Consider the following 17,567-nt stretch of genomic DNA (forward strand, 5'->3'; position numbering starts at 1 on the left):
GTCAGTGGACCTTCGGTAGCCTGAATAGATTGCTAACCGGCCAAATCTCCCCATGGCGCGACCGCTTGTGCGTCCTCGCCTTGCAAGGGTCCGTACTTAACAACGTGTTCGGCGGAAGCTAAAAGCGACGGGGGCTACGTTGGGGGGTTGGGGAATGATGGGGCGCAGCTCTCGCGCTCGGCGGGTCGGTTTGCGCCGGCGACTAGGCTTTGCCGTGCTTGCAACGACCGCGCTGACGCCGCCGGTGCTGGCCTGGGCCCAGCCTGCCGCGCCGCCACCCGGCGCCACGCCGGGCACGACGGCCGCCGAGCTCGATCCCGACACCCGCGTGTCCCGGCCGCCTCCGTCACGGACAACCGGCGCCTTCGCGCCGGAGCCGCCCGGTCCGTGCCCACTGGAGACCTCGGACGTACAGGTCACGCTGAACAGCGTCGCCTTCCGCGGCGCCACGGCGGTCAGTGAGGACGAGTTGCGCGAGGCCTATGCGGCCTACCTCGGCAAGCCGCAGCCGGTCTCGGTGATCTGCCGAATCCGCGACAACGCCGCCCGGATCGTTTTCGATGCCGGCGTGCTGGCCCGCGTGGAAATCCCCGAACAGCGGATCGCCGGCGGCGCCCTGGTGCTGGAGGTCATCGAGGCGCACGTGGTCAATGTGCGCGTCCGTGGCGACGTGGGCCCGGCCCAGGCGGCCGTGGAACGCTACGCCGAGAAGCTCCGCGGCATGAAGCCCTTCGACATGGACAAGGCCCAGCGCTACCTGCTGCTGGCTTCGGACGTGCCGGGTCTGCGCGTCCGCGCGGCGGTCCGCCCGTCCACCAGCGGCGAGCGCGGCGCGGTGGACATCGACCTCAACGTGACGCGGCAGGGCCCCGGCGTCATCGCCAACGTCCAGAATTCCGGCTCGAAGTCGGTGGGTCGTTGGGGCGGCCTCCTCCGCGCCGACCTGGCCGGGTACACGGCCTATGGCGACAGCACGTCGATCACGGCGTTCCATACGCTGGATTCCAATGAGCAGTGGCTGGTCCAGCTGGCCGAGACCGCGCGCTTCGGGTCCGAAGGCCTGACATTCGGCGGTTCCCTGACCTATGGCGAGAGCCGGCCGGGCGGCGCTCTGAAGCCGCTGGACCTGAAAAGCCGGTCGGTCGTCGGCAACCTCGAGGTCGCCTACCCCTTCCTGCGCAGCCGCAACCAGAACCTCAACCTCGCCGCCGGCCTCGATGTCGTCGATCAGAAGACCGTGGCCAGCGGCATCGGTCTGTTGAGCCGCGACAAGCTTCGGGTCGGCTACGCCCGCGCCGACGGCGATTATCGCACCGAGTTCGCCCAGCGGCCGGCGCTTCTGACCGGCGGCGTGACGCTCCGCAAGGGCCTGTCCATCCTGGACGCCAGCGAGGCGGGCGAGGCGACCCTCACGCGCGCCCTGGCCAAACCCGACGCCTGGACCCTCCGCGCCCAGGGCGGCGCCGACGTCGTGCTCAGCGAGCGGGTGACCGCCAGCCTCCGCGCACAGGCGCAGTACGCCGACGACGTCCTCTTGCCCTACGAGCAGATGTCGCTGGGCGGCCTGACCGTCGGTCGCGGCTACGACCCCGCCGCCCTGCTGGGCGACAAGGGGGTCTCAGCCGCCTTCGAGGTCCGTTACGGCCCGACCCAGCTGCACCCGAAGGTGCTGGCCTCGCCCTACGCCTTCGTCGACGCCGGATATGTGGCCAACAACAAGACGAGCGTGACGCTGCTGGAGAAGGACCGCAGCCTTACCTCCGTGGGCGCCGGCGTCATCTTCCGCCTGTTCAACCGGGCGAACCTCGAAGTGACCTACGCCCACCCGCTGCATGCCACCGGCCCGGGCCGCTCCAGGCCCGGCGACCGCGTCCTGATCCAGCTCACGGCCAGCTTGCTGTGATGCGGAGAGAGTAAGATGCCGATGCCCTTCCGTGATCCCACGCCGCCCGCCGACCGCCGCAAACTGCTGGCCCGGACCGCGATCTGCGGCGCCTTGAGCGTCCTGCCCGGGATCGTCCATGCCCTGCCGGTCGGCGGGCTGCCCGAGGTCGGTTCGGGCGGCGTCCTGCCGACCATCACCTCGACCGCCGGCCGCACCGACATCACCCTCGGCGGGCCACGCACGGTGCTGAACTGGGCGTCGTTCAACGTGAAGCCGGACGAAACGGTGAGCTTCAACTTTGGCGACCGTTCCTGGGCCGTGCTGAACCGCATCACCGGCCTGCAGCAGAGCAAGATCGAAGGGACCATCGAGGGTAAAGTCGGGGGGCAGTATGGCGGCAATATCTGGTTCGCCTCGTCCAACGGCATCATCTTCGGCAAGGGCGCGAGGGTCGACGCGGGCAGCCTCCTGGTCGGCATCGGCATCACGGACTCGGCTAACTTCCTGAACCCCGCATCGAACGCCTTCGCGTTCAACGGCTCGGACAACCTGCCGGGCGCCAAGATCATGGTGCTGTCCAACGCGACACTGACCGCGCACGGCGGGATGGTGGCGCTGATGGGCCCGAGCGTGGTGACACGGGCGAACGCGCAGGTCACCGCCATCGACGGCAGCGTGGTCTATGGTTCGGCCAAGTCGTTCCAGATCCGCCTCGCGCCCGGGACGGCCGGCGACTTCGACCTCGTCGACTTCATCGTCCCGGACGCCAGCGGCGGCGCCGACGGCGGGGTGGCGATCGACCTCGGCGGAAACACTCGCGCCAACGCGGTGTTCCTGGCCGCCGTCAACAACTCGGGCATCGGCAGTGCGGTGATCAACCTGGAGGGCCTTGTGACCGCCCAGGCGGCCAAGGCCGACGGCGGCGATATCGTGTTGTCCGGCGGCGGCGGCATCGTGAATCGCCTGCCCGGCCCGGCGCTGGCGAACGCCTCGGCCACGGACATCTATCTCAACAAGGCGACGGCCTCGCGCGACGTCCGCATGAGCAATGTGGGCCGCATTTTCGGCCGGCCGTGGGTGCGCCCGCCCGAAGAACTCGAAGATCCGCCGACCATCGCGCAGGACGAGGACTGCAACCTGCTTCCACGCGGGTGCGAGGAAGAATCCAACGGCAACGGGTTCGGCTTCGCGCCCCTCGAACCCTCGGCCGAGGACGCCGCCATCGTGGCCTCGCTGTTCGACCCGACGGCCATCTCGTCGCTCAGCGCCGGCCGAGACGCCGCGATCGCCGCCACCGCAAGCATCGAGCTGGGTCGGGTCAATACGGCGCGGGACATCGCCGTCACCGGGGCCGACATCAAGGCCAACGGCCTGATCGCCGGCGGCGGGCTCAACGTTGCCTCGACCAAGGGCGAGATCGTCCTGGCCGCCGCCGGGGTCATGGGCGACGGCGTCATCACGGCAAAGACCGACGCGCGCATCGAGTCCATGACCGCGCCCAAGGGGCTGACCGTCACCTCCGGCCGCGACATTTCGGTCGGGGACGGCACGGGCGCCGCCTCCGGGACCATCACCCTCTCCGCGCCGCAGAACGTGACCGTGAACCTGGCCTCGGGCCGGATCGACGCCGTGACGGCCGGCGGCGTGGTGAACCTGCGCGGCGCGGCCGACGTTGGCACGATCACCGCCCCCCGCGTCCTGGGCCTCGCCTCCAGCATCCGGATCGGCACCGTGACGACGCAAGGCGACCTGTACCTCATCGCGTCCAGCGGCGACGCCCTCGTAGGAACGGCCACGGCGGGCGACGACATCTACCTCCGCGCGACCCATGGCGTAGCCTCGCTGACCACCGCCACGCTCACCGGCGCCGGCGCGGACACCGTGGGGGTGAGTTTCGCCGGCAATCCCGACACGGCCGGCAACGGCCGCGTGGTGCAGGTGGAATCGACGGATCTGGACGCCCGGTTGGGCCTGGGCTCCGGCGGCGTCACCGGCGCCACGGTCGTCACGGTCCTGGCGGGCCAGGACGCGGCGGTCGAAGTGCTGACCCCGACACCAGGCGCCTTCTCCGTGACCGCGACGCGCGACGCCACGGTGCGCGCGCCAACCGTGACGCTCGACTCGGTGACGGCCGGTCGCGACCTGTCGGTCGGCAGCACCACGGGCGACTTCACCCTGACGAACGCGCTCACCGCCGTGCGCAACATATCCGTCAGCGCCGCCGGCGCACTGATGGTCGCGGACGTGCGGGCGGATTCCGGCTCGGTCTCGCTGACAGGCGCCACGGTGACGGCCGGCAACGTCTCCGCCAGCGAGGACCTGACTCTGCGCGCCCTGAGCGGCGGCGTCACCACGGCCAGCTACAAGACCGGCCGCGACCTGATCGTTCAGGGTTCGTCGCTGTCGCTGGGCTCCGCGATCGGCGCAGTTCCTCGTGATCTTTCCATTACTTCCAACGGCGACTTCACGTCGACATCGCCACTTAGCGCAGGCCGGAACCTGATCCTCGACGTGTCGGGCAAGGCCACCCTGGGCGCCACGACGGCGGCCAACTCGATCCGCATCCTGGCCGGGGACCTGGACCTCACCGGGACACTGACGGCGCCCAGCGCCCAGATCGAGTCCCGGAGCGGCGCGATGCGCGTGGGCGGGACCGCGGACGGCGGGTCGGGCTTCGTGTTCGACAACACCGACTTCGGTCAGTTGCGCGTGACCGGCGTGACGCGCTTCTACGCCGGCTCGACCACGGGATCGGCGCGCGGCGACCTGACGCTGCAGGCGCTGGCGATCAACCCGGCCAATACGCCCAGCGTCAGTTTCCTCGTGGGATCCGCCAACACGGCCAACGTCCAGGGCGCCGTGGCGCCGACCACCAGCGGCGGAATCCTGCGCATCGGGGATGCGACCGACCTCGCCTGGCGGCCGAGCTCGATCCTGGTGAGCGGCTCGCTCGGCGCGGCGACCTTCGCCAACAACGGCGCCAGCTACACCGGCATCCGCGCGTTCGACGAGGTGCGGCTGGCGGCGCGGCAGGACATCCTGTTCGGCTCGCCCCGGTTCATCAGCCTGATCCAGGGCACGGCCATCGCGGACATCGACATCGCCAAGGGGCTCCCCGCAGGGGTGGTTCCGGTCGGCGACGAGGTCGGCAAGGTCTTCGTCTCGACCGGCCGGCTCGAGGTCTCGGCCGACGGCAAGGCTGTCCAGCAGAACACCGCCCTCCCCGGAACCGGCGGCACTGCAGGCCTGTACTTCACCGGCGCGTTCACCCCTGCGCTGATCATCGACCCGCCGCGGCTGGTGGAGCTGTGGGGCGCCATCGCAGGCTCCGACGGGCGGGTGACCACCGGCGCGGCGGCGGGCAGCGGCATCTCCTTCACCGTCGTGGACACCAATGGCCAGCCGACCACCCGGCCTGACGGCGCGAGCTATCGGTTCAACGCCTGCGACGTGGGGACGACCAACTGCCCCGTCATCTCGGCGCCGGCGTCGGGGGGCAGCGGCGTCTCGGGCGACATGAACTCGGGCGTGCTCACGGCCCGCGACCTCCTCGGCGACGACGTCGAGGCGGGGATCGAGGCCCTCTCCTCCGAAAGCCTGGCCAGCCCGCCGGTGCTCCTGGGGGTGGCCGAGCCGCCAGCCGATGAGATCATCACCGACCCGGTCGTCACCGGGACAGGCAGCGAAGAAATCTGGCGCAAGCGCAGGCAGACGAAATGATCCGTAAGAGCCTTATCCTGGGTCTTGGCGGCGCGGTCGTGATGACGGCGCTGACCACGGCGGCCGGCGCCCAGACCCGGGCCGACCTGATCCCGCTGGGCCAGAGCGCCGCCTCCGGCGCCGTCTGCCAGGCCGTGCGCGACTATGACGACCCCGTGGTCCAGGCCGCAGGCCGTCGCGCCTGGAGCATCCGCTGCCGGGGCTGGGAAGGCAGCCTGGGTCGGCTCTACGCCCTGCCGAAGGCGCAGGACGCGGACGCCTGGGAAGCCGCGCTGGGCGCGCGGGCGCAGTGCTCGGCCGGAAAGCCCGGGTCGGTCGCCAGCGTCGGCCCGGTGAGCCGTCGAGCCTGCCGCAGCGCCGCGGGCCAGGCGCCCTATGTGGTCTATTCCGCCGGAAAGGGCGGCCGACTCTATGCCGCCGAAGGCGCGGCCCAGATCGCCGACGTCCTGGAGACGGGGCTGAAGGTGGTGTCCGGCGCGGCCAAGCCGCCCGCGCAGTCTCAGGTGCAGACCTCCGCCGCCAGCGCCGAGATCGCCGCCGACTTCGGCGGGGCCACGGGTGGCCTCGCCCGCTCGCAAGCCGCCGCCGCCGCCGACCCCAACCGGCTGCGCGCCCGCGGCTACGTCCAGAACAACGAATGGCGCTTCGAGCAGGCGGAGACCGACTTCCAGGCCTTGGTCGCCGACGCGGAGGCGCGCCGCGCACCGCCCGCCGAGATGGGCGAGGCGCTGTTGAACCTGGCGCTCAACGTCTCGAACAACGGCCGCTTCGCCGAGGCCGACCGGCTGTTCCGCGACGCCGACGCCCAGGTGGCCGCGTCCGGCGACCCGCTGCTGGCGACCCGGGCGCGGACCTACCGCGCCCTGCACCAGCGCAACGCCGGCCGCTTCGCCGACGCTGTCACCACCGCCCAGGCGGCGTTGCGCGCCAGCGACGAGATCCGCGCGGCCCGCGGCCTCGCCACCGGCGGACCCACCGTGACCCAGGCGGCGGACGGTCTGGCTATCGGCGGCGACCTCGCCGCGGCGCTCAACAACCGGCCCGGCGGGCGCGACGTGATGGGCGCGAGCCGTGTCACCGCGGCCGACCGTCTCGCCGTTCAGGACGCCCAGGCGCTGGAGGTGATGGGGTCCTCGCTCGCCGCCCAGGGCGACGCCGCAGGGGCCCGCGAGGCTCTGGCCCGCGCCAGCCGCACGCTGGCGACGGCCGAGGCCAACGGCGCGCTCAACGTCTGGCTCCGCGCGCGCATCGAGGCGGATCTGGCCGAGATCGACATGGACCAGGGCCAGCCCGCACAGGCGATCGGCAAGTACAACAGCGCCCTGCGCACCCTGCGTGTCCGGCACGCCGGCACCGCCGCCGAGGGCGGCCTGCTGCTGGACCTGGGCCGCGCGCAAGCCGGCGCCGGACAGGAGGACGCCGCGCTCGCCACCTATGCCCGCGCGTTCGAGCTCTTTCAGGCGCAGCGCGGCGCCCTGGGCGCCTCCGCGGACGACGCGGCGCCCTACTTCGATCTGCTGCTGAAGCGCATCGACAGCGACCCCGCGCGGGCTGCCGACTACAAGGCCCGCTTCTTCGCCGCCGCCACCAGCGTGGTCTCGAACGCCACGGCCCAGACCGTCTCGAAGCTGGCTGCACGCGTGGCCTCCGGCGACAGCGCCGTCACCGGCCTGGTCCGGGCGCTGGAGGACACTCGCCGCGAGCTGCGCGCCACCGAGGCGCAGACGGCCGCCCTGCAGGCGCAGAACGCCTACGAGGGACAGGCGCGGACGGATCTCGAGGCGCGCCTGAAGGCCTTGCAGGAACAGTCCGACGCCCTGGAGGCCCAGCTTCTGGCGGCCAACCCGCGCTATGCCCAGCTCGTCTCGTCCGAGGCCTCGCTGGCGGACCTGCAGAAGTCGCTGGGCGCGGACGAGGTCTATGTGAAGCTGCTCCTGCTCGACAGCCGCGGCTACGGCCTGCTGGTCACCCCGACGAGCGCCAAGCCCTATGCGATCGCGCTGAACCGCGGCACGGCGGGCGCGGCGGTCCGCCGGCTTCGCGCGCCGTTCGAGGCCGAAGACTCCCTGCCCGCCTTCGACGTGGCGGCCTCCTACAGCCTGTTCCAGCAGCTCTTCGGCCCGGTGGCCGCCGAGGTCACGGCCGCCCGCCACCTGGTGTACGAGCCCGACGGCGCCCTGATCTCGCTGCCGGTGGGCGCCCTGGTGACAGCCGATCCGTCGGCCATCCTGGCGGGGGTGACCCGCGGAAGCGACCCGGACTACCGCAAGGTGGCCTGGCTGGGCGGCAAGGTGGATTCCGCCCTGGTGCTGTCGGCCGCCTCGTTCATGCAATCCCGGGCCTTCGCCCCGTCGCGCGCCAGCAAGAGCTTCCTCGGCTTCGCCGACCCTGCGACACCGGCCCGCTCGGACCGGCGGGCCTACGCCTCGGTGGTGCGGCGCTCGGTGAGCCTGCGGACGGAACGCGACCTCGGCGACATCTGCGAGAACACCCGCCTCGCCCTGCTGCAGATGCCGGCCCTGCCCGACACCGCCGACGAAGTGCGCCAGGTGGGCGCCAGCATCGCGGGCGCCGCGGGTGAGCAGATCGTCGTCGGCCAAGCCTTCACCGACGACAGCGTGAAGGGTCGCAAGGATCTGTCCGACTACAAGGTGCTCTACTTCGCCACCCACGGCCTGCTGCCCCAGCCGTCGGCCTGCCTGCCCGAGCCGGCGCTGATGACCTCGGTCGGCGGCGGCGACTCCGACGGCCTGCTGGACGCCAGCGAGATCCTGGACCTGAAGCTGGACGCCGACCTGGTCGTGCTGTCGGCCTGCGACACGGGCGGCGCGGGCGGTGAGGCCGCCACCAGCGGCCTACAGGGGGGCGGCGAGGCCCTCGGCGGCCTGACGCGCGCGGTGATCTACGCCGGCGGCCGCTCGCTGATCGTCTCGCACTGGTCGGTGGACTCGGTGGCCACGGTGCGGCTGATGACGGGGATGTTCTCCGCAGCCTCGCCCACCAAGGCCGGCGCCTTGACCAAGGCCCAGGTCGCCCTCCAGCAGAGCGAGCAGTTCTCGCATCCCTATTACTGGGCGCCCTTCACCATCGTCGGCGACGGCTCGCGCCCCCTTCCGGGCGCGGCGAGCCAGGCGGCGGACCGGTAGCCGGCCCCCGAGGGCGACAGATGGCCAACGCCGCCCTCCAGTTCAGCGGCGAGCCGTACGACGCCTCCGGCCCGCGACCCATGGGCCGCAACGCGGCCGGCGAAGGCTTCCTGCGGGGTTTCCTGCAGCACGCTGAGGTCGAGCGCTTCCACCTCTGGAACGTCCACGGCGAGGACCAGGGCAAGCTGGAGGCCCTGCTGCGGCGGCTGGGCGCGCCCGACAAGCCGATCACGTGGCTGGCCCGTGCAGACCGGGCCGGTCTGGCCAAGGCCGGCGCGGTGCACATCCCGACGCCGGAGTTGAAGGACGAAGCCTGGGCCCGGCGGGCTCTGGGCGGCCATGCCTACTCGATTACCGGCGTAACCCACACCATCGCCGAGACCCGCATCCTCGACGAGATCGGCGCGCTCCTGCTCGCACCACTGCAGCCATGGGACGCGCTCGTCTGCACGTCAACTTCCGTCCGCAACGCCGTGGAAGTACTGCTAGAATCCGTCGCGGCATACCTGCAGGAGAGGCTCGGCGCCGCGCGCATTCCGCCAGCCCAGCTCGTCACCATCCCCCTGGGCGTACACACCTGCGACTTCGACGCGAATCCCGGGGTTCGCCGCCGCTGGCGCGACGAACTCGGCATCTCCGCCGATGCGCCCGTCGCCCTGTTCACCGGCCGGTTCAACCTCTCGACCAAAATGCACCCCGGACCCATGGGCCTAGCCCTGCAGGAGACCGCCCGGCGGCTGGGCCGACCGGTGTACTGGTTGCTGTACGGCGGCGCCCGGCGCCCCACGGACGAGGAAGCGTTCCGGACCGCCGCCGCGGCCTTCGCCCCCGATGTCGAACTGCGCTTCGTCGAGCACGCCTCGGCCCGGACGCGAGACGAGATCGCCAGCGCCGCCGACGTCTTCCTGTCGCTGTCCGACAATATCCAGGAGACGTTCGGCCTGACGCCGATCGAAGCCATGGCCGCCGGCTTGCCCTGCGTGGTCAGCGACTGGGACGGTTATCGCGACACCGTGCGGCATGGTATCGACGGCTTCCGCATCCGTACGACGGCGCCACGGCCCGGCCTGGGCTCCGACCTGATCTACGCCTACGCCCAGCGCCTGGTGAGCTACGACGCCTATGCGGCGGCCGCTTCGACGTTCGCTGCCGTCGATATCGGCGAGACCGCCGAGGCGCTGACCTCGCTGTTCGCCGATCCCGACCTGCGACACCGTATGGGCCAGGCTGCGCGGACGCGCGTGCGGGAGGTCTTCGACTGGCGCGCGGTGATCCCACAGTACCAGGCCCTCTGGGCGGAACTCGAACGTCGCCGGGCCGCCGCGGCCGCCCAACCGGCGCTGGAAAACCCCTATCGGCCCGACCCCTTCCGCATGTTCGCCGCCTATCCGACGGCAGCGCTTTCGGCCTCCGACACCGTGGCGCTGGCCGCGCCATTCGATCGCGAGGCGATCGTCGCCGTATTGGGCCATCCCTCCGCCCATGCCGACGCCGCGCGCCTGCCCAGCCTGGATGAGGCGCTCCAGCTCCTGGAGTCGCTGGCGACTGGGCCGCGCACGGTCGGCGCGCTCCTGGCGGAGACGTCTCCGGAGCGCCGGCCGTTCATCGAGCGCGGCTTGGTCTGGCTGATCAAGTTCGGGCTCTTGCGTCTGTGCGGCGCAACGCCGCGTACATGAGACACAAGGCCGTGGTTCAGGTTCCGTTCAGGGCTGCCATGTGGTAGTTCCGCGCCTGACACGGGAACGTACCAGGACTTCCTTCGGGGTAAGACAGATGCGCAAGCTACTGATTGGCGTTGCATTTTCTCTGGCGGTAGGCGGAACTGCCGCGGCCAGCGACTACATCGTGGTGAATTCGACCGACCCGGGCTTCAAGCGCGGCCAGGCCTTCGACGCGGGGGCCAAGGTGGCGCTGGGCGCCGGCAAGACCCTGACCCTGATGCGAGCCACGGGCGAGGTGGTCACCCTGCGCGGCGCGGCCGCCGGCGCGACCATTCCAGGCGCCCGCCTGGCGGCCGCCGACAGCGCGCGTTTCGAGACGCTGCGTTCGCTGGTGGAGCCGCCGCCGACCGGGCGCACCTTCGGGGCCCGCCGCGGCGGCATCTGCCCGGCGGTGGAAACCCTCACCAACCTGGACGACATCGTTCGCACGGCAGAATCCAGCGGATGCAAGACCGTCGCCCGCCAGGCGCTTGACGCCTACCTCGCGAAGGGCGCGACCTCGAACAACTGATCCTCCCGACCAAGGTGGGGCGACCGAGGGCCGGCGGGACGCATCGAAGCGTCCGCCGGCCTTTTTCGTGGGCTATCAGCCAACGTCGGTTAACCATGCCCGTTAGGGCTAATCGAACGACGGCTGTGGCGTTCTGCCGCGGATGAAGCTCCACCGCGCCATCGCCGCCGCGATGCGGGGCCTGCGGGCGTCTTCGCGGGCCCTCGCGAGCGTGGTCGCCTGCGTTTGCACGATGACCGTGACTTCGCCAGGAGCCGCGCAGGAGCTGGCGAGCGAAGCCCCGCCCGCGGCGACTATCCACGCCCCGCTCGACAAGGGCGTCGGCCTGCGGGCCGAAGGCGCGGTCGGCAAGGTCGTGGTGGCCCAGCCGGAGACGGCGCGGGTCGGGCCGGCGCCCGACGGCCTCTACGTCATCGGGAGCCAGATCGGCTCAACCAACCTTCTCGTCTACGACCGCGAAGGCCACCTCACCCAGAATTTGGACATCCACGTGGGCTACGACGCCCAGGCGCTGCGGGACCTGCTCGCGGAGGCGCTTCCCGGCGAGCCGATCACCGTGAAACAGCTGTCGAGCAGCCTCTTGCTGGAGGGCGAGGTGTCCAGCCCGTCTGTCGCCGCGATCGCCGAGCGGCTGGCCGACCAGGTGGCGCCCGACGCCGTGATCTCGCGCCTCCATGCCCGCGCCGCCCAGGTGCTACTCGACGTGCGGATCGTGGAAGTGAGCCAAAGCGGTTTGCGGGACGTCGCCGCCGCCGTGCGCGTCACCAACGGCCCGGACCTCACCGTGGCGACACGCGGCGAGCCTATCGGCTTGGACCCGCCCTTCGGAATCGCTGCGTTCACCGCGCGCGAAGGCCGGTTGCGGCTGGACGCGGCGTTGCAGGCGCTCGAGGCCAACGGGCAGTTGCGGGTGGTCGCCGAGCCGTCGCTCGTCGCTCTGTCGGGTGAGATCGCCTCGTTCCGGGCGGGCGGCGAGTTTCCCTTCCCGGTCCCGCAGGACCTCGACAAGATCGCCATCGAGTTCAAACCGTACGGGGCGGCCATGACGGTCCGGTCGGTGATCCGCGAGAACGGGACAATCCGGGTCGCGCTCGACGCGGAACTTAGCGACATCGACCCGTCCGTCTCACTGCGTGTCTCCGGCTTCAACGTCCCTGCCCTCAGGACGCGCCGCGCCGCCACGGTCGCCGATCTGCGCGACGGCGAGACGTTCATGATCGCCGGACTGCTAGAGGAGAGTTCGGAACGCAGCGCCCGCGACGTGCCGTTCATCGGCCGTATCCCGATCCTTGGCCGCGCCCTGGCGCCGTTCATGGGCGCGTCGCGAAGAAAGGAGGCGCGGCGCGAGCTTGCGATCCTCGTGACGCCCCGAACCTCGAGTCAGGTGTCGTCCCCCCTCAACGAGCGGGCGGTCCTGGCGGACGCACGGCCCTCTCCCGTCGCCCCGCCGCCCTCCGCAACGGCCGCGCGTCCAAGGGCCTCGCCGCTGCGTGCGCTGGCGGCGGACATCCGCGACGTGCTGCGGCCGCCGACGCGCTGGGCCAGGCAGGCCGCATCACGCTTCGCCGCCGCGTTCCGGGAGCGCGCCTGAGCGGCCGACTCGTGCAAGGCTCCACGAGGTCTGCTCGTGGAGAGTCCCCGTGAGGCTGCTCGTCTTCGCCACCATCGCCTTATCCGCCGCCAGCGCCACCGCGCAGGCCGGTTCGATCGTCGTGCTCGGCCCGGCCGCGCCGCCGGCCGCCGGTGAGCCCCGCTGCGTCGCCACGCCTGGTGCGGCGGGCGCCGATCTCGAGTGCGTGGTGACGCTGCCCGTCTCCACCGACGGGGCGGGAAGCCCTGCGCCCAACCGCATCCTGATCCGAACGATCTTCACCGAGGCCCGATGCGCCTCGTCACAGCCCCAGGTGGTCCAGATGAGGCCGGAGCCGATCGTCAGGGGCCTGCCGGTCGTGGAACATGCGCCACCGCGGCAGAGCTGCCCTTCGTAGGCGAGTCCGCTTGCCTGCCCCCACGACGCGTGTCCCACTCCGGACATGCGCCGGCTTAACCTTAACGCATTGTGGATGTGGCCGCTCCTGGCCGTCTTCGTGCTGATCCTCATGAGCTTCGACAGCCCGTTCCGGCTGGCCCTCGCGGGCTTCATGCTCGCGGCGCAACGGCCCGTATGGCGGCTGATCCATTCCCTGGACCCCGCCCCGGCGAAAGTCGCTGACCGCTCCCGTCGCCTCGCAAGCTAACCGCCCTCGTCAGTCAGGTGGCGTCTCGCGCGCATAGAAACGGATAACTTTCCAGCCTAACACGCTAACATATATGGCCTTTGTTCGCGGGTCAGGTCTCGCAGCGGGGCCGGAGGCGACGGTGGTCCAAGTGGACCGTGCCGGCCGGACGCGGCCCGCGCGATCCCCAGCGATCGGTCAGCCAGGCCACGGTCGCCGCCCGAGACTCAGAACCAGGCCCGAAGGCCCGCCACGACCCGGGCCTCCTCCACGTCTTCGCCGCCGGCGCGGGCAAAGCGGGCCGTGTCGCCGACCTTGCGGCTCCAGACAACGCCTACATAGGGCGCGAACTCGCGCTTGATCTCATAGCGCATTCGCAGGCCGATCTCCGCGTCCGTGAGGCCCGAACCGACGCCGCGGGCGGGAACGTCCTCGGCCGCGAAGTTGAGTTCGGCACGCGGTTGAAGCACCAGGCGCTGGGTCAGCCGGAAATCGTAGGACCCTTCCACGCGTCCCAGCAGCTCCCCCTTTTCGGAGAGGAACAGCGCGCCTTCGGCTTCGAACCAGTACGGCAGCAGGGTCTCAAGACCGAGCACGGCATAGGTGCGCTGCGGCCCAGGCTCGAAATCGTGCCGAACGCCCAGTTGCAGATCGGTGTAGACGCCGACGGCGCGGGAATAGAGCACCTGCCCCTCGGCTTCCTCCGCGCCGTCGTCCCAACTCCCCTCGCCCTCCGTTTTCAGCACCACGCGGTTCACGTCGCCGCCGAACCAGGCTTCCAGGTCCCAATGGTAGCCCCCTCCGGAGCCCAGGACCGCCTCGGACATGTTCAGCATGACCTTGGACAGCTGTGCTCCGCCGTGCTCGCGCCTCAAGACCGCACGGCCCTCGGCCATGGGCGCGGCGCCGTAGACCCGGTCCGCGGCGGGTTCGACCGGCGGCGCAGGAGGGTCCTGCGTCCCGACCGGCAGATCGCCGCCCTTGCGCGTCGCGCTCGGCGTCACCTGGTGTCCCGCATGAGGATCGAAGGGGCCGGCCGGCTCCGCCGCAGGCATTGCGTGGCCGGCGTGCGGATCGGCTTTCGGCGCCGGTGCGGGCATCGCGTGGTCGGCGTGAGGGTCGGGCGTCTGGGCGAGGGCCGGCGCGCCTGAGAGCGCGGCCGAAAGGGCGAGCCAGATCAAGCGGTTCATGCCGCAGCTCCGTCCAGCGGCCGCACCGCGAACACTTGGAACATCCCCGCATGCATGTGGTACATCATGTGGCAGTGGAAGGCCCAGTCGCCCGGCTCGGCGGTGATGTCGAAACTCACCTTCCCTCCGGGCAGCACATTCACCGTGTGCTTGCGTGGCATGTGCCCCACCGGCCCATGGGTCAGTTCGAAGAAATGGCCATGCAGGTGGATGGGATGGGTCATCATGGTGTCGTTCACCAGGGTGACCCTGACGCGCTCGTTCGTGCGGAAGCTGTAGGGCTCTGGACCGTCGCTGAACTTCATCCCGTCGAAGCCCCAGATGAACCGCTCCATGTTGCCCGTAAGGCGGATTTCCAGGCCGCGTGACGGCGCCCGCGTGTCTGGATTGGGTTCCAGGGCGATGAGGTCCGTATAGACCAGCACGCGGTGGCCGACGCTCTCCAGACCCTGGCCGGGCTCTCCGGTGCGATCGATGGGCGAAGGGGCGATCGACTGCACGCCGGGGCCCATCGTCACCTGGGGCGCATTCCGGGCGTCGCGCATGGACATCTCCATGTCGCCCATCGCGTCGGATCCGCGCACGCGCGGCCGCGCCATCCCTGGCGCGGCCTGAACGGCGGCGGGGGGGCCGTGCCCCATCGCCGCGTGGTCCATGCCCGGCGCGGGCGGCCCGCCGCCGTGGCCGGCGTGCATCGACATGTCCATGCCCATGTCCTTCATCGTCCCGAGCGGCCGTTCGCGCAGGCGCGGAACCGCTGCGCTCATGCCGGGACGCGGCGCCAGGGTCGCCCGGCCCATTCCCGAACGATCCACCGCCTCGGAGACGAGCGTGTACGCGCGATCTTCCATCGGCTGGACGACCACGTCGTAGGTCTCGGCGTTGCCGATCTGGAACTCGTCGACCTCGACCGGCCGCACGTTCTGGCCGTCCGCGGCGACGACCGTCAGCTTCAGACCCGGAATGCGGACGTTGAAGATGGTCTGGGCGCCGGCGTTGATGAACCGAAGGCGGACTCGCTCGCCGGGCGTGAACAGCGCCGTCCAGTTGTCCTCAGGCCCGTGACCGTTGATCAGAAACTTGTAGGCTGCCCCGGTGACGTCGGAGATGTCGGTGGGGTCCATGAGCATCCTGGACCACGTCATTCGCTCCTGCAGCGTCTGGTCCTTGCCCGCCAGCAGGCCGGCGATGGTCTGGCGTTGATGATTGAAGGTCCCCGACTGCTGCTTGAGCCGCTGGAAGATGCGGTGAGGGTGCATGAAGCTGAAATCGGAGAGCACGACCACGTGCTCCCGGTCGTAGGCCACCGGATCAGGCCCGATGGGGTCGATGACGATGGGGCCGTAGTGCCCCTCCTGCTCCTGCAGTCCCGAGTGGCTGTGATACCAGTAGGAGCCGCTCTGGATGATCGGGAACTCGTACACGAAGGTCTCGCCCGGCTTGATGCCGGGGAAGCTCACGCCGGGCACGCCATCCATCTCGAACGGCACCAGCAGCCCGTGCCAGTGGATCGACGTGTCTTCACGCAGGGTGTTCGTCACGGAGAGGCGGACGTTCTGGCCCTGCTTCAGGCGGATCAGCGGCGCGGGCACGACGCCGTTGATGGCCACCGCATGCCCCCGGCGGCCATCGATGGTCAGCGCGCTGTGGCCCACGGTGAGCTTGATGTCCTCCCCGGACAGGGTCGGTCGCGCGGGCAGACCGGGGGTGGCGCTCCGGGCCCAGTCCGGCAACAGACCGGCGGCGGCTACCCCGCCCCCGGCCAGAGTGACGCCCCGCAGCAGCTCGCGGCGGCTGAAAACACTTCGCATCGTCCGTCCCACAGATATTGAACCCATCCCGGTGGCTCGGAGCGACATGCCCGCCATACCCACCCGATCCTTCACACTCCTCAAGACGCCCCCGAAGCGGGCGCGCTCGAAGCTGCCGCTGAAATCCGTCAATCGACCCGGACGCCGCGCCGCGGATCAGCTGCGGAGCCTGTCCATCAGTTCGACCAGCTCCGCCGTCTTGCGATCGCGCTCGACCGTATCGCCGCTCGCCATCGCGTCGGCGACGCAGTGCTCGAGATGCGTCTTCAGGAGCTCGGTCTCCACACGACGAAGCGCCGCCCGGACAGCGTGGAGCTGGGTCAGGATGTCGATGCAGTAGCGGTCCTGCTCCACCATGCGGGCGATGCCGCGGACCTGTCCCTCCACCCGGCTCAGCCGGTTGAGCAGGCGCGGCTTGTCCGTGCGTTCCATCAAGGTCTCCTGGCTGGCGCGGCAATATACGCGAGGCGACACTTTGCACAATGCCCCATGGGGGTATAAGTCGATGGGGACAGGAGACCGCCTATGCCCGATCGCCATCGCGAGCGCGAAGACGCTCTTGACGCCGGCGCCACGCCGGAAAGCCCGCTCGGGACCGTGATCGACCCCGTTTGCGGGATGACGGTCGACGCCGCGGCTTCCACGTACCGGGCGGAGCACGAAGGCCGCCTTTTCCGCTTCTGTTCAGGGGGTTGCCGCGCCAAGTTCGTCGCCGACCCCACGAAATACCTCGCGGGCGATCGTGCGCCGGCCGCGCCGGCTCGCCGCGATGCGATCTACACGTGCCCGATGCATCCGCAGATCCGTCAGGAGGGCCCGGGCGCCTGCCCGATCTGCGGCATGGCGCTGGAGCCTGAGACCGCGACCGCGGACAGCGGTCCGAACCCGGAGCTGGCCGACATGACGCGGAGGTTCTGGATCGGCCTGGCCCTCGCCTTGCCAGTCCTTGCGCTGGAGATGGGCGGACACGTCTTCGACCTGCACCGCTGGATCTCGCCTGCGACATCCAACTGGGTTCAGTTCGCCCTGGCGACGCCGGTCGTGCTGTGGGCCGGCTGGCCGTTCTTCGGGCGGGGCGCAGCTTCGTTGCGCTCCCGCAACCTCAACATGTTCACCCTGATCGCCATGGGCATCGGGGTGGCGTGGGCCTACAGCGTCGTGGCCACGCTGGCGCCGCAGATCTTTCCACCAGCGTTTCGCCGCAGCGACGGCAGCGTGGCGATCTACTTCGAAGCCGCCGCCGTGATCACGGTCCTCGTGTTGCTGGGCCAGGTGCTGGAGCTCCGCGCGCGCGAGCAGACCTCCGGCGCCATCAGGGCGCTTTTGGACCTCGCGCCCAAGACCGCGCGGCGCGTGCGGCCCGACGG

At 70.7% G+C, this 17,567-nt stretch carries 12 protein-coding genes; 9 read left to right on the forward strand and 3 right to left on the reverse strand.

Features of this window, described 5'->3' with window-relative positions; all coding sequences use genetic code 11:
- Positions 1-214 precede the first annotated feature (214 nt).
- The 8 genes from AX721_RS02835 (at position 215) to AX721_RS27210 (ending at position 13,220) form a co-directional block, all read left to right on the forward strand.
- A complete protein-coding gene (locus AX721_RS02835; protein WP_068874493.1) occupies positions 215-1,903 on the forward strand; it encodes a ShlB/FhaC/HecB family hemolysin secretion/activation protein in 1,689 nt (562 codons plus the stop codon).
- A 15-nt stretch (positions 1,904-1,918) separates the two neighbouring features.
- Positions 1,919-5,605, forward strand: coding sequence for a filamentous hemagglutinin N-terminal domain-containing protein (locus AX721_RS02840; protein WP_068874494.1), 3,687 nt, complete (start codon positions 1,919-1,921; stop codon positions 5,603-5,605).
- Entirely contained in the window at positions 5,602-8,751 is a 3,150-nt protein-coding gene (locus AX721_RS02845) for a CHAT domain-containing protein (RefSeq protein WP_068874495.1), read from the forward strand. Before AX721_RS02840 ends, AX721_RS02845 begins: the two co-directional genes overlap by 4 nt.
- Positions 8,752-8,771: 20 nt before the next feature.
- Positions 8,772-10,427: a glycosyltransferase family 4 protein gene (locus AX721_RS02850; RefSeq protein WP_068874496.1), complete on the forward strand. Its 1,656-nt coding sequence runs from the start codon at positions 8,772-8,774 to the stop codon at positions 10,425-10,427.
- A gap of 97 nt (positions 10,428-10,524) precedes the next feature.
- Positions 10,525-10,983 carry a hypothetical protein gene (locus tag AX721_RS02855; protein WP_068874497.1) on the forward strand — a complete coding sequence of 153 codons (459 nt, stop codon included), beginning with the start codon at positions 10,525-10,527 and terminating at the stop codon, positions 10,981-10,983.
- A 142-nt stretch (positions 10,984-11,125) separates the two neighbouring features.
- Positions 11,126-12,574, forward strand: a complete 1,449-nt coding sequence (locus tag AX721_RS02860; protein WP_068874498.1) for a type II and III secretion system protein family protein — start codon at positions 11,126-11,128, stop codon at positions 12,572-12,574.
- Positions 12,575-12,623: 49 nt separating this feature from the next.
- Complete coding sequence (locus AX721_RS02865) at positions 12,624-12,971, forward strand: hypothetical protein (protein ID WP_068874500.1); 348 nt, start codon at positions 12,624-12,626, stop codon at positions 12,969-12,971.
- A gap of 75 nt (positions 12,972-13,046) precedes the next feature.
- A complete protein-coding gene (locus AX721_RS27210) occupies positions 13,047-13,220 on the forward strand; it encodes a hypothetical protein (protein ID WP_156466974.1) in 174 nt (57 codons plus the stop codon).
- 206 nt (positions 13,221-13,426) lie between these two features.
- Here the strand turns inward: AX721_RS27210 and AX721_RS02870 are convergent, their stop codons facing one another.
- From AX721_RS02870 to AX721_RS02880, 3 genes are all read right to left on the reverse strand, one after another.
- On the reverse strand, positions 13,427-14,389 hold the full coding sequence (locus AX721_RS02870) for a copper resistance protein B (protein WP_068874501.1): 963 nt from the start codon (positions 14,387-14,389) through the stop codon (positions 13,427-13,429).
- Positions 14,386-16,200 (reverse strand): copper resistance system multicopper oxidase, encoded by a 1,815-nt coding sequence (locus AX721_RS02875; protein WP_068874502.1) that lies wholly within the window; start codon positions 16,198-16,200, stop codon positions 14,386-14,388. The genes AX721_RS02870 and AX721_RS02875 overlap by 4 nt, the downstream gene beginning before the upstream one ends.
- Positions 16,201-16,356: 156 nt before the next feature.
- Complete coding sequence (locus tag AX721_RS02880; protein WP_068874503.1) at positions 16,357-16,632, reverse strand: metal-sensitive transcriptional regulator; 276 nt, start codon at positions 16,630-16,632, stop codon at positions 16,357-16,359.
- A gap of 93 nt (positions 16,633-16,725) precedes the next feature.
- On the opposite strand from AX721_RS02880, the gene AX721_RS02885 reads away from it, so the two are divergent.
- On the forward strand, positions 16,726-17,567 hold an 842-nt coding region (locus AX721_RS02885), incomplete at its 3' end, for a heavy metal-binding domain-containing protein (protein WP_156466975.1).

Source organism: Phenylobacterium sp. CCH9-H3, assembly GCF_001557235.1.
GTDB lineage: Bacteria > Pseudomonadota > Alphaproteobacteria > Caulobacterales > Caulobacteraceae > Phenylobacterium.

Coding starts and splice junctions, on each gene's coding strand:
- AX721_RS02850 (WP_068874496.1), top strand. CDS start 8,772: ATGGCCAACGCCGCCCTCCAGTTCAGCGGCGAGCCGTACGACGCCTCC.
- AX721_RS02870 (WP_068874501.1), bottom strand. CDS start 14,389: ATGAACCGCTTGATCTGGCTCGCCCTTTCGGCCGCGCTCTCAGGCGCG.
- AX721_RS02845 (WP_068874495.1), top strand. CDS start 5,602: ATGATCCGTAAGAGCCTTATCCTGGGTCTTGGCGGCGCGGTCGTGATG.
- AX721_RS02860 (WP_068874498.1), top strand. CDS start 11,126: ATGAAGCTCCACCGCGCCATCGCCGCCGCGATGCGGGGCCTGCGGGCG.
- AX721_RS02875 (WP_068874502.1), bottom strand. CDS start 16,200: ATGCGAAGTGTTTTCAGCCGCCGCGAGCTGCTGCGGGGCGTCACTCTG.
- AX721_RS27210 (WP_156466974.1), top strand. CDS start 13,047: ATGTGGCCGCTCCTGGCCGTCTTCGTGCTGATCCTCATGAGCTTCGAC.
- AX721_RS02855 (WP_068874497.1), top strand. CDS start 10,525: ATGCGCAAGCTACTGATTGGCGTTGCATTTTCTCTGGCGGTAGGCGGA.
- AX721_RS02880 (WP_068874503.1), bottom strand. CDS start 16,632: ATGGAACGCACGGACAAGCCGCGCCTGCTCAACCGGCTGAGCCGGGTG.
- AX721_RS02840 (WP_068874494.1), top strand. CDS start 1,919: ATGCCGATGCCCTTCCGTGATCCCACGCCGCCCGCCGACCGCCGCAAA.